Origin of the sequence: Kaistia terrae, assembly GCF_026344005.1 — a bacterium.
Lineage (GTDB): Bacteria > Pseudomonadota > Alphaproteobacteria > Rhizobiales > Kaistiaceae > Kaistia > Kaistia terrae.
In genome coordinates, this window is the sequence record NZ_JAPKNH010000005.1 from 17,711 (window position 1) to 34,608 (window position 16,898).

The 16,898-nt window shown below is 59.5% G+C and carries 9 protein-coding genes and 1 pseudogene; 6 read left to right on the forward strand and 4 right to left on the reverse strand.

Features of this window, described 5'->3' with window-relative positions; genetic code table 11:
- Window positions 1-199: 199 nt before the first annotated feature.
- On the reverse strand, window positions 200-661 hold the full coding sequence (locus OSH12_RS15200) for a GNAT family N-acetyltransferase (protein WP_266344431.1): 462 nt from the start codon (window positions 659-661) through the stop codon (window positions 200-202).
- Window positions 662-1,221: 560 nt separating this feature from the next.
- Between OSH12_RS15200 and OSH12_RS15205 the strand changes: the two genes are divergently transcribed.
- A complete protein-coding gene (locus OSH12_RS15205) occupies window positions 1,222-1,587 on the forward strand; it encodes a response regulator (RefSeq protein ID WP_266344432.1) in 366 nt (121 codons plus the stop codon).
- Here the strand turns inward: OSH12_RS15205 and OSH12_RS15210 are convergent.
- Both OSH12_RS15210 and OSH12_RS15215 read right to left on the reverse strand, forming a co-directional pair.
- Entirely contained in the window at window positions 1,584-4,781 is a 3,198-nt protein-coding gene (locus OSH12_RS15210) for a PAS domain-containing protein (RefSeq protein ID WP_266344433.1), read from the reverse strand. The two genes, OSH12_RS15205 and OSH12_RS15210, sit on opposite strands and share 4 nt — an antisense overlap.
- Window positions 4,781-6,316: an ATPase domain-containing protein gene (locus OSH12_RS15215; RefSeq protein WP_380225439.1), complete on the reverse strand. Its 1,536-nt coding sequence runs from the start codon at window positions 6,314-6,316 to the stop codon at window positions 4,781-4,783. Before OSH12_RS15215 ends, OSH12_RS15210 begins: the two co-directional genes overlap by 1 nt.
- Before the next feature lie 546 nt (window positions 6,317-6,862).
- Between OSH12_RS15215 and OSH12_RS15220 the strand changes: the two are divergent.
- The 5 genes and pseudogenes from OSH12_RS15220 to OSH12_RS15240 form a co-directional block, all read left to right on the forward strand.
- Window positions 6,863-7,039: pseudogene (locus OSH12_RS15220) on the forward strand (alpha/beta fold hydrolase); the annotation flags it as partial.
- 261 nt (window positions 7,040-7,300) lie between these two features.
- Window positions 7,301-9,940 (forward strand): HsdM family class I SAM-dependent methyltransferase, encoded by a 2,640-nt coding sequence (locus OSH12_RS15225; RefSeq protein ID WP_266344435.1) that lies wholly within the window; start codon window positions 7,301-7,303, stop codon window positions 9,938-9,940.
- Window positions 9,933-11,153 (forward strand): restriction endonuclease subunit S, encoded by a 1,221-nt coding sequence (locus OSH12_RS15230; RefSeq protein ID WP_266344436.1) that lies wholly within the window; start codon window positions 9,933-9,935, stop codon window positions 11,151-11,153. Before OSH12_RS15225 ends, OSH12_RS15230 begins: the two co-directional genes overlap by 8 nt.
- Window positions 11,150-14,407, forward strand: coding sequence for a type I restriction endonuclease subunit R (locus tag OSH12_RS15235; protein ID WP_266344437.1), 3,258 nt, complete (start codon window positions 11,150-11,152; stop codon window positions 14,405-14,407). The genes OSH12_RS15230 and OSH12_RS15235 overlap by 4 nt, the downstream gene beginning before the upstream one ends.
- Entirely contained in the window at window positions 14,404-15,105 is a 702-nt protein-coding gene (locus OSH12_RS15240; protein WP_266344438.1) for a M48 family metallopeptidase, read from the forward strand. Before OSH12_RS15235 ends, OSH12_RS15240 begins: the two co-directional genes overlap by 4 nt.
- Before the next feature lie 1,035 nt (window positions 15,106-16,140).
- Here OSH12_RS15240 and OSH12_RS15245 read toward each other — a convergent pair.
- The gene (locus tag OSH12_RS15245) at window positions 16,141-16,893 is read right to left on the reverse strand and encodes an SDR family NAD(P)-dependent oxidoreductase (RefSeq protein WP_380225460.1); all 753 of its coding nucleotides are present in this window, start codon (window positions 16,891-16,893) and stop codon (window positions 16,141-16,143) included.
- Between the last annotated feature and the right edge of the window lie 5 nt (window positions 16,894-16,898).

The window sequence follows — 16,898 nt, forward strand, 5'->3', positions numbered from 1 at the left end:
CGGGCGGTCGTTCGATTGGTGGCGGATCTGGGCGCGCGCTCTGATCGCCGACGCAATCCGGCGCGGGATGGCCGCCGTAGCAACGCCAGGTTAAACGACGGGCGATGGCGGATACTGTTCCACCTGCGTACTTGTTCCCATCGAGGGATGCGACGCCAGGTTTGTGGTCATGCTGCGCGCCTTGCGCGGAACTCTCTGGTCAGTCGCGCAACGATTTCCAGAACACAACCTTATCGTCGCCAGCCGCCCAGAAGTCAGGGATGCGCCCCACGCTCTGATATCCGGCTTTAGCATAGAAGGCGCGAGCAGGCGCGAAGTCCGGAAGGCCGGACGTGTCGGCGACCAGAATACGCGCTCCCTGCTGGATCAGGTGGGTTTCCAAATCCTGAACGAGCGACAACCCCATGCCCTTGCCCTGCATCGCCTTGCTGACGCCGATGGCAATCATGTTCCAACTGCCATCCGCGAGCGTCTCTTCTACCGCATAACAAAATCCAGCCAGTTCATTATCCACGAAGCAGCTAAGCCAATACTGACCGCCCTCATCCGCCAAAAAGCCCGCGAGCAGCTCAGGAACCATTTCGGGCGGAAACATGCCAGTTTCAGCCACCAGCAGCTGCAAGGCGGGAATGTGCTGCGCAGTAGTGGGTGTATTGATCATTAGGTGTTCTCCGACGGAGACCGCCAGGTATCATCACCACACCCAGCCAGTAAAGCGCTCGAACGCCCCTTTTCGAGATGACTAAATGGGGTCGGATCCTGTCGCCACGCATCGTCGGATTCGGGGTGGGGAATTGACTCAACGCTTTCGGCAATTAGCGCCTAGAAAGCGGACTGCGTATCAAGCAGGCGCATCCGGCATCATTGGAATGGACCGGGATGAGCAACCAGACGATGGCGATCAGGGCAGCAACTATGAGTAGTGGCCATAAGAACCAGCTCCATTGCCGCGAGGTCGCGGCTGATCATCTTGACATCTTGCCGCGAGTGGGCGATGCCGATAAAGAATGTGCCCAGATCAACGCTAAATTGCCTTAATTATTTCGGCTATTCTAGCAAGTTTCCAATACGGAAATCAGCTGGTTGATAATCACTGAGGCGCCAAATCAGAATAGGCACGATGACAAGCCCGATCGTTACAGTAAACCCGCTTAGCCAGCCACACGCGGAAGAATCTCAGGTGTCCGCCCGCTCAATTTCGTCATCTGTGCAGGTCACGCGGTGACTGCGACATTGCGCGTTCTAATCATCGAAGACGAATTTCTTATTGCCATGATGTTGGAGGAGTTTTTACTGGATCTGAACTTTGAGCCAGTTGGACCGATTACGCGCCTCGATGAGGCGCTTGAAGCCGTGAAGTCGCAGCAATTTGACGTTGCGCTATTGGACGTCAATCTTGGGACGGAAGTATCCTATCCAGTCGCGGATCTTCTGACCGCTCGTCATATACCGTTCGCATTCATGAGTGGGACGGGAAGGGACAGCTTTCCGGACCAGCATAAATCACAGCTCAACCTGTCAAAACCCTACACCCTTGACGATGTCAGCAATGTCTTGGCCATCCTGACAGGTCGGGTACAGAGCTAGTCAGATCGGGAAAGCGCAGCGAGGCTGCTTTCCAGTTCGTCGTTGCGAAAGGGCTTCGTCAAGCGGGGAAGATCCGGCGCAATACCTTCGCTTTCGGCGTAACCAGACGCCACAATGACAGGGAGCCCGCCCCAACGGCCCCGAAGCGCGCGAGCCAAATCCGTTCCGCTCATGCCTGGCATCAGGTGGTCTGTCAGCAGCAAGTCGGGCTTGAGACCATTGCGAACGAGCTTGAGCGCTTCTTCTGCGGACGCCGCTTCTACCACCGTGTAGCCGAGCTCCGAGAGCATGTCGGCGGTACTCAATCGTACCAATTCTTCGTCGTCAACAAGCAGCGCCGTACCGCGTATCCCCGGCGACGGTGTGACTTGTCGTGGCGTTTCAGAAATCTCTGATGTGTCAGTGCTCTGGGGGAGCCATAGCTCAATATTGGTTCCAAGCCCCGGGCGGCTCTGAATTCTCAACAGGCCACCGAGTTGGGATGCGAGACCGTGAACCATCGAGAGGCCCAAGCCTGTCCCTTTGCCGACGCCTTTGGTCGAGAAAAACGGCTCAACGGCCCTGGCAAGCGTTCCTTCATCCATGCCGACGCCGCTGTCGGCCACGGACAGCCTTATGTAGGCTCCTGCATTGAGCCCCGCATCCTCCCCCGCCCTAACCGTCGCCGTCGTGGCCGTGATCCTCAGCGTTCCGCCACTCGGCATCGCATCGCGCGCGTTTACGCTGAGATTGAGAAGTGCCATCTCAAGCTGATTGGGGTCCGCTCTAGCCGCAGGCAGATCCGGGGGGACGTCTACGGACACCCTTATCTGTGGCCCCGTCGTGCTGGCAACCAGATCTGCCATGCCCGTTACCAGCTTGGCGACGTCAACGGCAGTCGCTTGGAGCGGCTGCCGTCGCGCGAAGGCCAGCAACCTTTGAACCAGCGTCTTGGCGCGCTCGGCTGACTGGGCCGCACCGGCTATCAGCCGCTGCTCACGCTCGCCACCTATGCTGCGTCGCTGGAGTAGATCGAGCGCTCCGACGATGGGAGTGAGCAAGTTGTTGAAGTCATGCGCAACGCCGCCCGTGAGGCTGCCCATAGCTTCCATCTTTTGACTTTGGCGCAGCTGGTCTTGCGCAGCTTGGAGCTCGGCCTCACGCGCCTTTACATCGCTGCGATCTCGTCCGACCGCGATGAAATTCAACCCGTCTGGTTCTGGGGCGACAGTCCACTCGATCGACTTCCAGCCACCATCTTTAGTGGCGATCCGATTTTCGAAGCGCGTGGACTGACCCGTTTCACCCATGTGAGCGAGACCTGCCAGAGTCGGCTCCATGTCGTCCGGGTGCATGAACGAAGTGTAGGGGCCAGCCAGCAGCTCCGTTTCCGACCAGCCGAGCATGCGCTGCCACGCAGGACTTACGGCCGTCATCATGCCTCCGTAGTTGGCACGCGCCAGCAAGTCTTCGGAAAGGGTCCAGAGCCGGTCGCGTTCTGCCGTTCGCTCGGCGACGCGCTGCTCCAGTGATTCATTCAACTCGCGGATACGTGCCTCGGCACGCTTGCGCTCCGAAACGTCGTTGAACAGCGCCGCCACCCGGCGTTGCTCTGGCGCGCCGACCCTGTAGGCATAGACCTCGTACCAACGCTCCAGCGCCCGGGCTTCCTCTTCGACGCGCAGCGGCGTACCCGTCAGGGCAACCTCGCCATAGAGATCGTACCAACGCTGTTCATGACCCGGAGCAAGCTCGCTGATCCGCCGCCCGATGGTATCGCTCAGGCCGGTCTGCGCCTCGAACGCTGGGTTCACTTCCACAAAAACGTAATCGATCGGGTGATCGTCCCCGTCGAACACCATATCGAAAACACAGAAACCCGAGTTCACGTTCTCGAACAGCGTGCGGTAGCGGCGCTCGCTCTCGCTCAAAGCAGCGTCGACCCGAGTTCGTTCAACCGCGGTGCGAGTGCGTTCGCCAACCTCCTTGACGAGGGCAAGGTCCTCTGGCGTCCAGTCGCGTACGTGGGCGTGATTAATGAAGAGTACGGCGCGCAGTTGGCCTTGCTCAATCACTGGCATGTTGACGAACGCGCGGGCGCTACGGCTCTCCAACGCCTCAGCGGCGGCGGCGGTGCGATCGTCCTCGCGCACGTCGGAAATGGCGATGAACTCGTTTCGTTTCAGGCTATCGATGAATGAGCCGTAGTCGCGAAGCTGAAGCACGCCGGCTAGCGACTCAACGCCGACCGCAGTCCAGTCCCTGTCGACATGAAGCGTCTCGGCGTCGGGATCGATCGTAGCATAGCCAACCCGACTAGCCCCCAGCGCACGGCCAAGGATTTCGGCCGCCACGTAGGCCATTTCGCCGGGGTCCTGGAGATCCCGGATTCCTTCAGCGAATTCGACGAGGCACTCTTTGCGCGCATCTTCGAGCTTGCGGTCGGTGATATCGAGCGAGACCCCCGCCATTTGCAGCGGCGTCCCATCCATGGCGTAGACGGGCTGGGCCCTTATCAGCACCCAACGCAATCCGCCTGCAGGCGTGATGACGCGGTACTCGATGTCGTAGTCTCCGCCTTTGGCGACGCTAGAATCCACCGCTGCTGCCATTCGAGCCCGGTCGTCCGGATGTACGGCATCGCGGAGTTCCTGGTAGGTGAATGACGCGTCCCTATCGCGACCGAAATTGGCGCGACACGTCTCGGACGTGGTCAATTTGCCATTTGTCAGGTCGAGCGTCCAAGATCCGAGCTTACCAGCCTTGAGCGTGAACCTGAGCTCACGCTCGCTCTCGATAAGCTTGGCAACGACGTCACGCACCTGATACTGGCGGGAGCGCGCCTTGAGTGCTGACCTGACCGCGCCAAGGATCGCCTCGGCGTGGAGCGGACGTTCCAGCAGAACCGTGTTGCCCAACCCCTGGAGTCGCTGCAACGCGCGTTGGCTTCGCGGCGCTCGGTTTCCGTTTGCCAGAACAATGATCGGCAAATCGGACCAGGCCGGCTGGGCTGCGATCCAGTCAGCCAGTCGATCAGCATCGCTCCCTATAAGCACTTCTTCGGTGAGTACGACCGTCGCAGCATCAACCTCTATCGCTTCAACCAGGTCTGCGATGTCGCGGCACACGACGGAGTTGATCTCGTTAGCGCCAAACAGCTTGGCAGCAACCTCCGCATCGCGACCCCGAGGCGCTAAAATGAGTACGCGGTTCATCACTGCACGTCGGCTGAATCTGTCGCTGCCCCCCCAGTCTCCAAAAGCTCTGATAGCGAGCCCGAAAAGGTTGGGACCCCGGTCAATACGCCTTGGAAGTCGCGCAACGTTTCGCCTACAGACAAGCCTTGCTCGGTGATCTGAAACTCGCGGATGGTCCGCTCATGTCGAGCGGTACGAGTCTTGATGACAGAGATCGCCTGCCGCACCTCGCCATGCGCTTCGAAGTAACGCAGTTGCAGCACCGTGTCCGCAAGATAGCTGAGATCGACATCGGACCTGATATCCCCGGTGACGCCATGCAGTCCAAGGATCAGGATGGTGACGATCCCCTTCTGACCAAGATAGCTCAGCAACTCGTGCATCTGAAGAACAAGGAATTGCTCGTTCGGCATCGACTGAAGATACGCATTCAAGCTATCGATCACGACGATCTTGGCTCCGAACGTCTCGACAGCGTCGCGAACCGCACCGACGAACTCTCCCGGTGACAGCTCGGCTGGATCAATCGCCCTCAGATCCAGCGTGCCCGCCTCGATGAACGGCGCCACATCCATGCCAAGCGACTTCGAGCGCTTGAGCAGCGTCGGCAGCCGTTCGTCAAAAAGGAAGTACGAAGCCTTGTCGCCGCGCTTCAGGCCGGAAACCATTGTCTGGACAGTTGCCGTGGTCTTGCCCACACCTGCTGGTCCCGACAGCAGCGTCGCGGTTCCTGGAACCAGGCCGCCACCCAGCAGACTGTCGAGATGATCAGAGCCCGTGGATACGGGTGTGTCATCGTAGATACTGCCATGTTCGGCCGCGACCAGCCGGGGATAAACACACAAGCCACCCGGCTCGATCTCGAAGTCATGGTATCCGCCGCGGAAGCGGATGCCCCGCATCTTCACGATATGAAGGCGGCGCCGCTGGGCGCCGAAACCAGACAGAGTCTGCTCCAGCATGATGACGCCGTGTGCAATGCTCTGCAACTGGAGGTCGCTGCCGCTGGCGCTTCTGTCGTCGAGAAGAAGCACCGTGCACTGGCGCAAAGCAAAAAAGTGCTTCAGCGCCAGAATCTGGCGGCGGTAGCGTACAGGCGTTTGAGCCAGCAGCCGTAGTTCGGACAGGCTGTCGATGACGACGCGGGCTGGCTTGAACTGCTCGACCTTGGCCATGATGTCGCGCACGGTCTCGCCAAGTTCCACCTCACTCGGATGAAGCAAGGTCTGCTCTTGATCCTCTCCGAGGCCGTCGGCCGGCACCATCTCGACCAGGTGAATGTCGTCGAGAGACCAGCCGTGGCTTTCCGCCACCGCGACGAGTTCGACCTTCGTTTCGGCCAGGGTGATGTACAGTCCGGGCTCCCGCTCACGCGCGCCAGACAACAAGAAGCCAAGCCCGAGGGTCGTTTTTCCCGTTCCTGGTGTGCCTTCCACGAGATAAATACGCTCGCGTGTGAGGCCGCCTACAAGGATATCATCCAAGCCCTGCACGCCTGTGGAAGCGACGGAACGCCCGCCAATATTCTGTTTTGTCAAATCACACCCCCACATAATCGACCTCAATTATCGCGACGCTAAAAGGTTCCCGCAGCAATCCTTAAACGCCAGCAAAATCGGGATCACGATTGCTGGCTCCGAGGCATGTGGGACGAGCTTGCGCAGGCGCGCCGCGCCGACTTCGCATGAGCCAGCGTAGGACCGCTTTCAGGGGTGCGAAATTTGAGCGTGTATGACGGACGGGATCGGTTGCAGAACGGCGGCCTAATGCACGGCGGCAGCCAAAATCGGTCAGTCCGCTTCCGGCCCCCAAGCTGCCGGGCGGGTTCACGCATATCAGCCATTCACGTGATCATTCCCGTTGCTTGAAAGCAGACGTTGTGGCGTGGGAGCCCGACATTAATCGATCATCTGTGCGCTCGGCACGTTCGCAAATCTCAAGTTCCCACTCACCAAACCAACGGTTTTCTGCGGCCTATACCGAAGTATGATTTTGGCACCCCCAGGTAGAGTCGTTCCGAGGCGGGTTCCGTCCGATGCTGCGAGCGTCATTCAGCCGACAGGCGGCAGGTTCCTTCAGATGCAAAACGGAGAGGAACCATGAGCACATTTCAGGTCAAAGACGGCACATCGATCGCCTACAAGGACTGGGGCAAGGGTCAGCCCATCCTGTTCTCGCATGGCTGGCCGCTGGCCGGCGACGCTTAGGCGCCGCAGATGCTGTTCTTCGGCTCGCAGGGTTTTCGCATCATTGCCCATGACCGTCGCGGGCACGGTTCAAGGCGCACCTCGAAGTGTGTTGCGTGGATCAACCAACTGCGAGCAGCAGACGGGCCGCCGATCCGTGCAACGCGTTGCAGTAGTTTTCGCCGCGATCAGGGATGAGAACACGCTGGCGAAGCTGGCCGATCAGGTTCGAACCGTGTGAGTATGCCGCCCCGGAAGGCAGAAGCATGAGGCGGAGCTCCCGGTAAAAAAGGAGTCCTTGTTTGCCGTCCGCCAGTCGACAGTGGCGCATGGTTTGTGTCAATTGCCGGCATGGCTAAGCTCACCCTCTCTCAACTCACCGGTCTCCTTTTCAAGGCGTGCGACGAGCTCCGTGGCAACATGGATGCCTCCGAGTACAAGGAGTATATTTTCGGCGTCCTGTTTCTGAAGCGGTGCAGCGACCTGTTCGACCAGCAGCGTGAAAAGCTCACGGCCAATCTGTGTGCTCGTGGTCTCGGTGGTGAACGGCTCGCGGTTCTGCTGGAAAGTCGAGACCAGTACACCTTCTACGTACCGACTGAATCGCGCTGGGAAACCATCCGCCATTTGAAAGAGGATGTCGGCAACGGACTCAATTCTGCGCTTGGCGAGCTTGAGCGGAACAACAAGGACCAGCTTGAGGATGTGCTCGAACACATCAATTTCAACCGCAAGATCGGACAGCGTACGCTCAGCGACGACACGCTGGTCGATTTCATCCAGGTGTTCGAGAAAATCCCCCTACGCGACGAGAACTTCGAGTTCCCCGATTTGCTCGGCGCCGCCTACGAATATTTGATCAAATACTTTGCCGATTCAGCCGGCAAAAAGGCAGGCGAGTTCTACACCCCCGCCGATGTCGTGCGCACGATGGTCGAGATCGTCAGTCCGAAGCCGGGCATGAGCATCTATGATCCGACAGTGGGCTCAGGCGGTATGCTGATCCAATCGCGCGATTACATACGCGACAATGGCGGCGACCCGGACAACCTCTCACTCGCCGGGCAGGAGTCACAGGGCACGACCTGGTCGATCTGCCGGATGAACATGATCCTGCACGATATCCAATCGGCGGATATCCGGCAGGAAGATACGTTGGCCAAGCCGCAGCACCGGGCCGACGACGGCGAGCTGACCCGCTTCGACCGGGTGCTCGCCAATCCGCCCTTTAGCCAAAACTACAGCGCCAAGGACATGGAGTTCAAAGGTCGGTTCGTGAAATGGATGCCGGAAAAGGGCAAGAAGGCGGACCTTATGTTTGTCCAGCACATGCTGGCGGTGTTGAAAAGCGACGGCCGCATGGCAACGGTCATGCCGCATGGTGTGCTGTTTCGCGGCGGCGAAGAAAAGGACGCGCGCGAACATTTCATAAAGCAGGGCTGGCTCGACGCGGTCATCGGTTTGCCGCCAAGCCTGTTCTATGGCACGGGCATTCCCGCCTGCATTTTGGTGATGAATAAAGAGAACGCTGCGGAGCGCAAGGATGTCCTGTTCATTAATGCCGACCGCGAATACCGCGAAGGCAAGGCTCAGAACTTCCTACGGCCCGAGGACATGGCGAAGATCGTTGACGTCTACCGCCAGAGACACGACGTACCCGGTTACGCTCGCGTCGTACCAATAGACGAGATCGAGGCGGAAGAGTTCAACTGCAACATCCGCCGTTATGTTGATAACGCTCCACCACCCGAGCCGCAGGACGTGAGAGCGCACATCCATGGCGGCGTGCCGGTGGCGGAAGTTAATGGGCTGGAACGCTTCTGGCGGAACTATGAGGGCCTGCGCGAGGCTTGCTTCGCGCCGCGCATCGGTGATGCGGTCTATTGCGATTTTGACTCTATCATCACCACGCGACGCGACATCGTTGAACTGGTGAAGGCGCATTCCGGCGTAGGGCGCGCGCATCTGGAATTCATGAACAGGCTAACGGAGTGGTGGCAGTCGAACGAACCCGCCATCACTCAACTCGCCCCGGCAGACGCGGCGGCGGGCGGCCGCGGAGGCAACGTCTATGCGCTGCGCCGTGCGCTGGTGGTGGATATCGATGCGGCCTTTGCAGGGCAAACGCTACTCAACCCTTTCCAGATGCGCGGGAGCATGGCGCGCTATGTGGATAGCCTGAAGACTGATCTGAAATCGGTAGCGGCAAGCGGTTGGGGTGCGGAGCTGATTCCCGACGACGAAATCCTGCAAAGCGAGTTTCCGGACCTGGTCGCGGAACTAGTCACCAAGCGTGCCCGCCTCGACGAGGTGCAGGCCCTTTTCGCGACCGCAGATGAGGAAAGCTATGAGGACGAGGAGAACTGCGGTGTCCTTGCCTCGGCAGAGGTCAAGCGGCTCAAGGAACTCGTCAAGGCGCAGGGGGCAGAGTTGAAGAAGCTGATGAAGGCGGCGCAGGGTGTTGCGCCCGACCTGATTGCTGAATTGGGCCTGCCAAAGGGTGCGGCGAAGCTCGGCAAGCTGGGCGATCCTGATTTTGGGGCGGTGTGGCGGTTGGCCTCGGCTGTCAAGAAGGCCGGTCCAGCTTTACAGTTTGCCGCGCCAGTTCTTGCCCTTGCAGAGAAGGGCCAGGCGATCATACAGGAGTTGGCGCATGCCACACACCGGCTCGCTCGGCATAAGGCGCTGGAGGACGAGGCTAAGGCGCTGAAAGCGGAACTCCGTGCGGCGGAGAAGAGGCGAGAGGAATTGGTCGCGGCCGCCCGCGAGAAGATTACGCCGGAGGCCGCGCGCAGCCAGATCCTCACCCGCTTCCGCAACACGCTGGTAGCTACTTACCGCGCCTATCTCGATGCCGAGCGGCGGGCGGTGGCGGCAGCGATCGAAAACTTGCACGACAAGTATGCGGTTACGGTGCGCACTATTGAGAAGCGGCGCAGCGATGCCACCGCCGAGTTGGACCGCTATCTCAAGGTTTTGGGTTATGCTTGAAGCCTTATCGTCTTTCGCAGACATTTATTACGGCAAATCCCCAGCCGGCGTTGTTGTCGAAGAGGGGGACGTTCCTGTTTACGGAACGGGTGGCGTTTATGGTAAGGCGTCGAAAAGTCTTTTCTCCGGTCCTGCTGTCATCATTCCACGTAAAGGTTCGCTATCCCGCCCGCACTTTTCCGAGGGGCCATTCTGGGCTTCTGACACAACATATGCGGCCATCCCGAAGCGGGATGTCGATGCCCAATGGCTGTACTATCAATTGTGCCAGTTCGATCTCGAATCGCTGAACGAAGCGACAGGCGTTCCCAGCATAAGTCGCGATTGGCTCGCGAAATCGAGCCTGCTCTTGCAGGATATGGAGAGTCAGACAACCATAGTCCGTGTGCTGCGCGGTATCGACTCCCAGATCGAGGCGACGGAGGCGTTGATTGCCAAGCAGGAGCGGGTGCGCGCAGGGTTGATGCAGGACTTGTTTACGCGCGGCGTTGACGAACATGGCCAGCTCCGACGGCCCCGCGAGGAGGTTCCTGACCTCTACCACCAGACCGAACTCGGCTGGCTGCCCAAGGGATGGGAAGTTTCAGTCCTCAAGGACAAGGGCCCAACAAACGGAGGGCACTTGAAAACAGGGCCTTTCGGCTCGTCGTTGAAGATCGAGCATTGGGTCGCGCGGGGGCGGCCTGTAATTACTATCGGCTCGCTCGGCGAGGGAATTCTAGAGCATGAAGAACTTCTCTATGTTTCCGAGGAAACCGCAACGCGCCTGGAGGCGTATCAACTCGCTCCAGGTGATGTAGTATTCTCGCGAGTTGCGGATGTTGGCCGCTCAGTGGTGATAGAGCCTGAAAATTCAGGATGGATCATGTCTTCAAATCTGATGCGTATCCGGCTCAATGCAACAAGAGTTAACCCGCGCTATTTGTACCTTCAATTGGCCTTCGATGTCGTCCTACGAGCCCAAATCCGCAGGTCGATCAATACCGGCGGACGTGACGTGGCCAATGCTGCAGTGTTGAACTCCCTAAAATTCGCGTGGCCTTCGCCTGACGAACAGGGTCAGTTTATAGAGGTGGCTGGAAAGATTGCCTCCCAAATAAGATCTTCAAAAGAGGAGTTTCTAAAGCTCCGCCTACAGAAAAGCGGCCTAATGCAGGATCTGCTCACCGGCAAAATCTCGGTCGCGCCGCTGCTCGAAAGTGCGGCCGCATGAGCGAATACGCCCACGTCGAAAAGCCACTGCTGACCCAGCTTGCCGGGTTGGGCTGGTTGGTGATCGACCAGGGTTGCCAGATGATCCCGCAGGACCCGGCGGCCTCGCTACGATCAAGCTTTCGCGACCTAATCCTACCGCAGGTGTTCCGCGACAGCGTTCGCGCGCTCAATCGCCAGCCCGATGGTCGCGAATGGTTGACCGAACGGCAACTGGCGGGGCTGGTCGACGATATCTTCCGGCAGCCGGGCAAGGGCCTGCTAGACGCCAACGAGGCGGTGCAGGCGCTACTGCTCAAGGCGCAGGTGGATCGTAACGAGCTAACTAGCGAGAAGGACCCCACCGTCCGCCTGATCGATTTTGCCAATCCCGAGCGCAACAGCTTCCACGCTATCAATCAGTTTCGCGTCGACACGCCGGGCTGCGTCAAAGGCTTCATCATCCCCGACGTTGTGCTGTTCGTGAACGGACTGCCACTGGTGGTGATCGAGGCCAAGATTGGCGACGCCAATACCGCCAATCCGATGCATGAATCCTTCGTGCAGTTGCAGCGCTATCGCGACGCGCGCCCGGAGACCGCACGGGCCGGCCTGCGTGAAGGCGAGCCGAAGCTGTTCTATCCCAACCTCGCGGTGATCCGGACCTGCGGCGAGGCGGCGGAGTTCGGCACGATCAGTTCCGCCCCCGAGCATTTCTACGGCTGGCGCAACATCTGGCCGGGAGCATATGCCGAGATCACCCCGCCGCTGGGTGCCGTCCGTGCGCAGGAGGAACTAGTCCAGGGCCTGCTCAACCCGCATTGCCTACTCGACATGCTGCGCACCTGTTCGGTGTTCATGGACCTGCCGAACGGCAAGCGGGTGAAGGTACTCGCCCGCTATCAGCAGCACCGCGCCGCCCGCCGGATCGCGCAGCGTCTGCGCGACGGCGAGACGCCCATGGAGCGCAGCGGTGTCGTCTGGCACACTCAGGGTTCGGGCAAATCGCTGACCATGGTCTTCGTCGGCCGGATGCTTCGCGCTAGCCGCGACCTCAATGACATGAAGATTTTGATGGTGGTGGACCGCGCCGACTTGGAGGACCAATTGGCCGGCACGGCCAAGCTGATCGGGGGGAAGATCAATCTGGTCGGCAGCCGAGCCGCTGTGCGCGACGTGCTTTCCTCTCCGGCTTCTGATGTGAACATGGTGATGGTCCATAAGTTCGTCGAGACGAAGGACGACCTACCTGACAGCTTGCGCGATAAGCTGGGACGCTATGCCCCGCCGCCCAGCGCAGAGAGCTTTGGCGTCGTCAACGATAGCCCGCGTATTCTGATCATGGTGGACGAAGCCCATAGGACGCAGGGCAGCGACATGGGCGACAATTTGTTCGAGGCGTTCCCCAACGCCGCCCGCGTCGCCTTCACTGGCACGCCGCTGATCACCGAGCGCCACGGCGGTAAGCAGACCGTGAAGCGGTTCGGCGCGTATATTGATACCTACAAGCTGATGGACGCCGTGGCGGACGGGGCGACCCTGCAAATCCTTTACGAGGGCCGCACCGCCAACACCGCCCTGCGCGACAAGGCTGAGTTCGACACCGCGTTCGAGGATCTCTTCGCGGAGCGCTCTGCCGAAGACCTGCTCGCCATCAAGAAAAAGTATGGTGTTACGGGCGATATCCTGGAAGCGGAAAGCCGGATCGCTGCGATCGCCCGCGATCTGGTCGGCCACTACATCGACAACATCCTGCCCAACGGGTTCAAGGCCCAGGTCGTCTGCCATTCCAAGCTCGCCGCCGTTCGGTACCAACGCGCCTTGCGCGAGGCGCTGCAGGCGCGGCTGGACGCCGAGCGTGCAAAGTCGGATCCGGACGCGGATCTGATCCGCCGGATCGCCTTCCTCAAAGTGGTGGTGGTGGTGTCGTCGGACGCGACCAATGAGCTCGCCGAAATCACCGCCGCCCGCAAGGAGGCGCGGGACTGGAATACGGTCGAGAATTTCTGCAAGCCATTTAATCTAGACGACCACGAAAAGGCCAACACTGGTATCGCCTTCCTTGTCGTGTGTGACATGCTGCTGACAGGCTTCGATGCCCCGATCGAGCAGGTCATGTACATCGATAAGCGATTGCGAGAGCACAACCTGCTTCAGGCCATTGCTCGCGTGAATCGGGTGACGCAGGGCAAGCAGCGCGGCTTCATCGTCGACTACATCGGCCTCGCCAATCACCTCACTGACGCGCTGAAAATCTACGCCAGAGAGGACCTTGCCGACCTTCAGGCCGGGCTGAAGAACCTTACCTCCGAACTGCCCATTCTTGAAGAACGCTATCGTCGGCTGCTCCAGCATTTCCAGGGGCTGGCTGTCCACGATATTGAGGCGTTCCTGACCGGCACGCTCGGCAACACGGACGAGGAGGTTCGCGTCGTCCACAAGGCCGTGGACGCGCTTGAACCTATCAAGGCGCGAGCGGACTTCGAGGTGTATCTGAAGAAATTCCTGATGAGCCTCGACCTCATCCTGCCGGGTGCTGCCGCACAGCGGTATCGCGGACCGGCGAGGCGGCTAGGCTATCTGATGCGCATGACCAAAGAGCGTTTTAAGGACGATTCCATTGATTTCGCGGGCGTTGGCAAAAAAGTCGCCGCGCTCATCAATAAGCATCTCATAGAGCTCGGCGTCGACCCTCAAATTCCCCCGGTCGAACTGCTGGACCCGGATTTTGTAGCGCAGGTAACGGGTCATGCGCAGGGAAGTGTCCGGGCAAAGGCGAGCGAGATGGAGCACGCCATCCGCAAACATTGCACCATCCATTTTGACGAAGACCCGGCCTTCTTCAAACGGATGAGTGAGAAGCTTGACACGCTCATCGCCAAGCATGGCGAAGACTGGAAGTCATTGGCCGAGCGCTATGAAGAACTGCGATCGGAAATCAGGGCGGGTCGCGGGGAAGCGATAACCGAGCACGCCCCCGAAGTGCTCGTATTTCGTGACAACCTCCTTGATCTGATTGGTGACGGCGCCACGCTCTCGGTCGAGGATGCCGCCATGCTGGACGCGCTCTCTACCCGGCTGGTCGGGGTCATCCGTGAATCAATCACGATCATTGATTTCTGGCGCAAGCCGGACCAGGTTCGTCGGCTCAGAGCGAGTATTGATACGGAGCTGATAGTCTCTGGCATCAGCGCCGTTCAGGATCAGCACCGACGTATAGCGGTGGAATTGACTCGCCTCGCCGAAAAGCGACACGTGGAGTTGCTCCCGTCATGAAGATGCGTGCCCAGGATATCGAGTTCACGCTGATCCGCAGCGCGCGGAAAACGGCGGACATCGTCATCGAGCGTTCGGGCGAAGTTATCGTTCGCGCGCCCGACGGGTTTGACGACGAAGAGGTGCGCGAAGCCGTCGCTGATCGCGCGCTTTGGGTGCATCGCTCTCTTGCTGAATGGGAAGACCTGAATTCCAGCCGCAGGCTTCGGCCTTTGGTCCAAGGTCAGGGCTTCGCCTATCTGGGGCGATCCTATCGATTGAAGTTCGTTGCCGACGCAGACGTTCCGTTGCGTCTCAAGAACGGACGCTGGGAGTTGTCCGAAGCCTTTGTGGCCACAGAAGGGGAGCCTGCCGCACGCAAGGCCTTCCGGGATTTCTATATTGCGAAAGGGTTCCCGATATTCACGGAGCGCGTTCATAACCTTGCGCCGTTGGTCGGCGTGGAGCCTGGTGGGATTGCCGTCAAGGAACTCGGTTACCACTGGGCTTCATGCGGTGAAGGCGGCACGTTGAACTTTCATTGGAAGGCCATGATGGCTCCGCAGACTGTCATTGACTACCTTGTAGTGCACGAACTTTGTCACCTACGACACCGTGATCATTCGGACGCTTTCTGGAACGAAGTCGACAAGGTGTTGCCGCTATACCGGGAGCGGAAAGAATGGCTCAGGGTAAATGGAGCTGCACTTGATTTGTAAGTGGGGAACTGTCCGCGATGGGCCGCCGCTTTGTCCTCGAATGTCAAAATCATGCAGTAACTTGCAACGGGTTGCACGCCACGCTGTGGCCCAAGCAGCCAAGAGTTAGCTCAGACCAGCAACATTTGGCGTCCCGGACGATTGACCAAAGCGCTGAGCTGGGCAAAGGAGTGCTACACATAACAGCTACGCGGGTAGTTGGTAGGTCAGAGTTAAGCTATTGAAATCATGTGGTTAGGTTCAAGTGGGGCGAAGTCTCCCCTCTCTGCCATTTAAATTATTGATATTGTTGGGTTTTAGCCGCTGGCGAAATGCGCAGAGTGGCTTTTTGCATTGGCCGGGATCGGGGGCCCTGTAAGGGCTACGACCTAGGCACTTTGGCTTAGCTTTCACTGAGATGGGGTCTCGTGGCGAACTTCTGATGCTAGTGATCGCCATCGAACGTGGCTTTCGGCTTTCCATCTCTGGCGACGCACCGCTCTGGCACGCGGAACTTTCCCGGTTGGAGAACGGTACGAGGCAATCCTTCTCGGGTGGCTTGATGCTCGGACGTCCGCCGGCGGTACGGCCGAGGAGCCACACTTTTCAAATATGCCCTCGGCAATCGCCTCTACGGCAAGCTAGGCAGGCTGCAGCCTGCCCTGGGCGTCAACAACCCCGATACGGGACCTTTTCAAGGATTCCTGCGCCGCTGCTGGGGTGCCTTACTTCAATCCGCATTTGGTCTGGAAGGTCCTAACCCAACTACGGCGCGAAATGTGCTGCGTTGACGAGGAAAACAAGGCTTGGAGCGCATACCCGACGAGGGAGTGATGGAATTCCGAGGTCATAACGTCGAGCGAGTACGCACGTCGACCATGTGGCCGCCGTTCAGCAAGAACAGCGGAGAGGTTAGCCATAGCTTTCGAGGCTATGAAGGCCTTTCTCATCCGGGCCCGGATTTGAGGTTTGGGTTTAGAACTACCCGCCTTGACCGGAGTGCCCCGATGAACGTTCGCGTGAAACGGAACAGTCTTCTTGGAAACTGTACCTAGTCTAGGGCAGTCGAAGGCCGCCATCGACGTGGAGCAACTCGCCCGTAACCTGTCTTGCCTCGCGCGACAGCAGAAAGGCGATCGCGGCGGCGATATCGGCGGGGTCTGACAGGCGTCCGGTCGGGGTCAGCGAAACGGCCGTATCGCGATTGCTGGAGGATACTGCCGAGTGCCCCGTCGCGTCCTTGCGCGTAAAGCCGGGCACGACGATGTTGACAGTCGTGCCGAAGGGGGCGAGCTGGACAGCGAGGCTTTTCGACAGGGATTCAAGCGCTGCCTTCGCCGCCGCTGTGGCCGGAAACAGCAGCCCGGCGGTACCGAAGACATGCGTGATGAAAGAGCTGACCGTGACGACACGGCCCCAGCTCGATGTCTCCAGGTCGCCGAGCGCCGCATCGACGAGATGGAGAAAGGCGACCGGCATGCTGGCAAAGGCGGCGGCAAGATCCTCCGCGCCAAACTCGCCGAATTGCGACCGTTTCGCCTGACCGGCATTGCTGACGATCTGGTCGATCCGGCCAAATCGTGCGCGCCCGCGGGCAACGATCTCGCGCGGGACCGCCGGATCCGCGAGATCGCCAAGCACCTGCTCGACGACCGAACCGCGCGCCTCGGCGGCCGCGGCAACGGATGCGAGACCTGCCGAATTGGCTCTCGTGTGCAGCAGCAAGGCCGTTCCGGGCGCCGCGAGCTTCACCGCCAGCGCGGCGCCTATGCCGCTCGCTGCGCCTGTGACAATGACCGATCGTTCCATGGCTT

Excerpts from the sequence above, each read along its gene's own strand:
- OSH12_RS15200 (WP_266344431.1), bottom strand. The coding sequence starts at position 661 with ATGATCAATACACCCACTACTGCGCAGCACATTCCCGCCTTGCAGCTG.
- OSH12_RS15210 (WP_266344433.1), bottom strand. The coding sequence starts at position 4,781 with ATGAACCGCGTACTCATTTTAGCGCCTCGGGGTCGCGATGCGGAGGTT.
- OSH12_RS15215 (WP_380225439.1), bottom strand. The coding sequence starts at position 6,316 with ATGTGGGGGTGTGATTTGACAAAACAGAATATTGGCGGGCGTTCCGTC.
- OSH12_RS15225 (WP_266344435.1), top strand. The coding sequence starts at position 7,301 with ATGGCTAAGCTCACCCTCTCTCAACTCACCGGTCTCCTTTTCAAGGCG.
- OSH12_RS15230 (WP_266344436.1), top strand. The coding sequence starts at position 9,933 with ATGCTTGAAGCCTTATCGTCTTTCGCAGACATTTATTACGGCAAATCC.
- OSH12_RS15235 (WP_266344437.1), top strand. The coding sequence starts at position 11,150 with ATGAGCGAATACGCCCACGTCGAAAAGCCACTGCTGACCCAGCTTGCC.
- OSH12_RS15240 (WP_266344438.1), top strand. The coding sequence starts at position 14,404 with ATGAAGATGCGTGCCCAGGATATCGAGTTCACGCTGATCCGCAGCGCG.
- OSH12_RS15245 (WP_380225460.1), bottom strand. The coding sequence starts at position 16,893 with ATGGAACGATCGGTCATTGTCACAGGCGCAGCGAGCGGCATAGGCGCC.